3 protein-coding genes are annotated in these 3471 nt (G+C 48.5%); 1 reads left to right on the plus strand and 2 read right to left on the minus strand.

Annotated features, from left to right (window positions below):
* Nucleotides 1-42: 42 nt before the first annotated feature.
* A complete protein-coding gene (locus AAH187_RS18990; protein WP_342350061.1) occupies nucleotides 43-537 on the minus strand; it encodes a DUF3568 family protein in 495 nt (164 codons plus the stop codon).
* 646 nt (nucleotides 538-1183) lie between these two features.
* Between AAH187_RS18990 and AAH187_RS18995 the strand changes: the two genes are divergently transcribed.
* On the plus strand, nucleotides 1184-2545 hold the full coding sequence (locus AAH187_RS18995; protein ID WP_342350062.1) for a DUF481 domain-containing protein: 1362 nt from the start codon (nucleotides 1184-1186) through the stop codon (nucleotides 2543-2545).
* A 152-nt stretch (nucleotides 2546-2697) separates the two neighbouring features.
* Here the strand turns inward: AAH187_RS18995 and AAH187_RS19000 are convergent, their stop codons facing one another.
* The gene (locus AAH187_RS19000) at nucleotides 2698-3429 is read right to left on the minus strand and encodes an FAD-binding oxidoreductase (RefSeq protein WP_342350063.1); all 732 of its coding nucleotides are present in this window, start codon (nucleotides 3427-3429) and stop codon (nucleotides 2698-2700) included.
* Nucleotides 3430-3471: the final 42 nt, after the last annotated feature.

Raw genomic sequence — 3471 nt, forward strand, 5'->3', positions numbered from 1 at the left:
TTGGGTTCCGCCTATAGCCTGCATATCGTTATAAAATCAGATTTAAAAGTTGAGGCTTAATCTCCGTCCAAAGCGGAAGTGGCAGGACAACTCATATCTATTAAAAAATAACAAGTCTGAGAAACATCGAATTTTGGGGCTAATCGGGTAGGTTCGAAAAGGATATAATCGCCCATGTATGCCTTGTAAGATCTGACGGGAGCGGACTTCATCTCTCATAAGACCAACTCGAATCACGATTCCCGATCGGGAGGAAGTGGGCGAAGTGATCGAGATCCATATCTTCTTTTGATCAGCCGTTTCTGACTCCAACTCTGACGCTAATTTATCACCTCCTTGCTTGTCGACGGGAAGTTCAAACGATTTCAATGCCGCCACGGAAGCTTGCTGGACTTCTGGGACAGGAGCATTGACCTCATCTTCCAGCTTGCCCATCACATAGGTTGCGCCTGCAACACCAGCCCCCGCACCTGCACCGAGAAGCACCACGGCGCAGCCGGACATGATCGACATCATCCACACCACACAAAGAACCATTACGCTATAATTTTTCGTCAGATGAATAATGACAAGAGTAAAGCCCGGAAATCAGGTAGGCCCGAGACTTGTCGTGGTGGATACGGGTTGTGCAGATTTACTCACGAGCACCACAGCCAAAGATGCCATCTACACATTCTTTTTCGATCATAAAGGATCGATGGCAGGATGTGGGTTCAAGGGCTCCCAAAATACTCGGATTCATCCTGACTAAGAAAAGCTATTTTCCACAAGGAACGCTTCCCTTTTATTTCTCCCAAAAAATACATCAGGCCCCTTTCCCTTCTGTTATCCTTGCGCGTCGTCAGCGGATCTTTCCCTTTTTGTATATGAACAAAAGTGAAACGTCCCATTTCCGAAAGTTTCACAATTTATCTTATTTAGCACCATATTGGGGTAGCTTTGAGGTTTGTCTGTGGGTATAATTCCATTTTTTGGCTGATCCACCATGTTAACCGAGTGAGTCTTCTCAATCGCCCCCTTACACTTCATCTTTCAGTTGCAGACCTAATTTTTACACAGTGTTTCGTAAAGTTTGCCGAATCCATTTTTTCATAGGAGTGATTCTTGATTGTCCGTGATTTGTGATGAAGCATCCGATTTATCACGCACAAGGATCACTTCTCTACCAAGGAGAATCATTCCATTGAGATTGAAGCGCTTCATGGTCTTTCTTGGTATTCTGCTGATCAGTGGGGGAGGTCCTCTTTATGCCGCAGTCCCTGGACATATTGCGCTCAAGGATGGCACCGTTCTCAAAGGCAAAATATTTGGCATGATGAATGGTGTCCTGCGGGTGAGAGCGTCGGCGAGTATGCGCAATCCTATTCCGCTTCGTTGGGAAGAGGTGACGGGGTTGGCGACTGAAGAGCCGGTCACTCTCGTTCTGGATACCGGCGAGACCTATGAAGGCCGGATCCAATTGGCTGAGTCTGGTTCAATCCACGTGCTGAAGGACCAGGACTCGCCTCCTGTGAGGATAGCCCTCAATTCCGTAAAGGCCATTAACAGCTCAAAAGAGGAAGCCGTGGCGGGTGAAAAGATTCAAGAGAGTGAAGAGTTAGATGAGATCACTCTCAAGAATGGCGTGCACCTCATTGGGACGATCGTCTCGATGGAAGAGAAAACTCTTACTATCAAAACTGCTTATGCGGGGGATATATCCGTTCATTGGGAAGAAGTGGGACAACTGCAGTCCCGAACACCGCTTTCCGTTCAGGTCATTGAGGAGGAAGAAGATTCTGACGGAGATGGCTTTTATCAAACTTCCCGTACGACTGTGACTGCGTTAGGCGGAAGTGAAGGCATACCGCCGGCCCGTGTGAAGACCATCAATATTCCAGATCTTCGCTATAAAGGGAACTTCGACTTTGGAGGTAACCAGACTAGGGGCAATACGGACACCACGGCTGTGAACGCCTCAACCGACAATACGGTTTGGACAGAACGACATCGCGGCCTCATGTCCGGCAAGTATGCCTTTGCCGAGGCCGATGGAGAGAACACAGCCAAAAATGCCAGAGGCACCATAGGCTATGATTATTTTTTCACCAAAAAGTTGTTTGCCCACAATTACGAATTCCTCGAATATGATAAATTTCAGGGATTGGATGTCCGGAGTACGACCGGTCTGGGTCTCGGGTATCAATTTCTCGATACCCCAAGCCATAGTTTAAGTGGGGCGATCGGTCCGGCGTTTGTTTACGAAAAATTTCGAGAGACAGGGACGACCAAAACCGCTACCGCTGCGTGGGGAGTGGATTGGGATTATGATCTGATTTCGGATCGATTACGAGTGTATCACCGCCAAAAAGGATTTCGCGACCTGGGGGTAGGAGGAAGTACTGCTCTACGTTTGACAGCGGAGCAAGGAGCTCGCATAGAAGTGTATGGGAATTTGTTTTTTAAGGTGGCGTTCGAATACCGGTATAACAGTGACCCGGAGCCGGGGAAAAAGAAATCGGATGAGGCGTTCATCTGGGCCCTGGGCTATACGTTTTCGAATTAATTTGCGGTGAGCTTCCGCCTTTTCTCCCAACCTCAACTAACCACAACTGAAGCCGCCGACACTCCGAAATAGATCCCTAAGTTCCCGGCTATGAGTTGTTTGACTCTACGAGCATTCGAATGACCGTTTTTATCGGTAGAGTCGAGGCAGATTCATTCGTCTGGTCCGGTGCCGGCTTCATCGTAGTATTGTTCGGTGCGAATGGGACAGAGGCCTTTTTTTTTCACAATTTCCGTCGTCTCTCGAATCATACTTCCGTTTCCGCACAGAAAAATGGTGACATTGCTCACTGATGAAATGTTGTTCTCCACTAATGTGGTCACTCGTCCAACCGAACCTTTCCAGCCACTCTCTGGCCTTGAGAGGGTGGTAATAAAACTGAAATTTGGATTCCCCTGTGAAAGGGTTGCCAAGTTACGTTGATAGTACAGGTCCCGCTGGCTCCGCAACCCCCAATATAGGGTCAGGGTTCCAACTTCCGGCTGTTCCAAAAAGCTAGAGATCATTGAACGAAACGGAGCAATACCGGTGCCCGTGGCCACAAAGACAAGGTCCCGCCCCGGTTTCTCTTGAAGATAAAACGACCCATTGGGCCCACGAAATTTCAAGGAGTCTCCCTCATGAAGACTAAACAAATAGCTGGAGCCCGGGCCTTCGGGGACCCGGTTAAAGAGAAGGGTGATATGTTGGCACTGACTCGGTGGCGAGGCAATCGAATACTGACGCGGCACGTGCTGTTTCAATCTCGGATTCCAGACGTCCAGAGAGATCCACTGCCCGGCCTTGAAGTCGATTGAATCCGGAGCGGTAAGGCTGATTTTCAACTCCCGGACGTCGTGGGTCAGGTCCTTGACTCGACTGACCTGGGCTTTAAACTCTTGCATTATTTCGAGTCCTACCGTTTGAACTCACTCTTTAGAGAACTA

It is taken from the genome of uncultured Nitrospira sp. (assembly GCA_902500695.1).
GTDB lineage: Bacteria > Nitrospirota > Nitrospiria > Nitrospirales > UBA8639 > Nitrospira_E.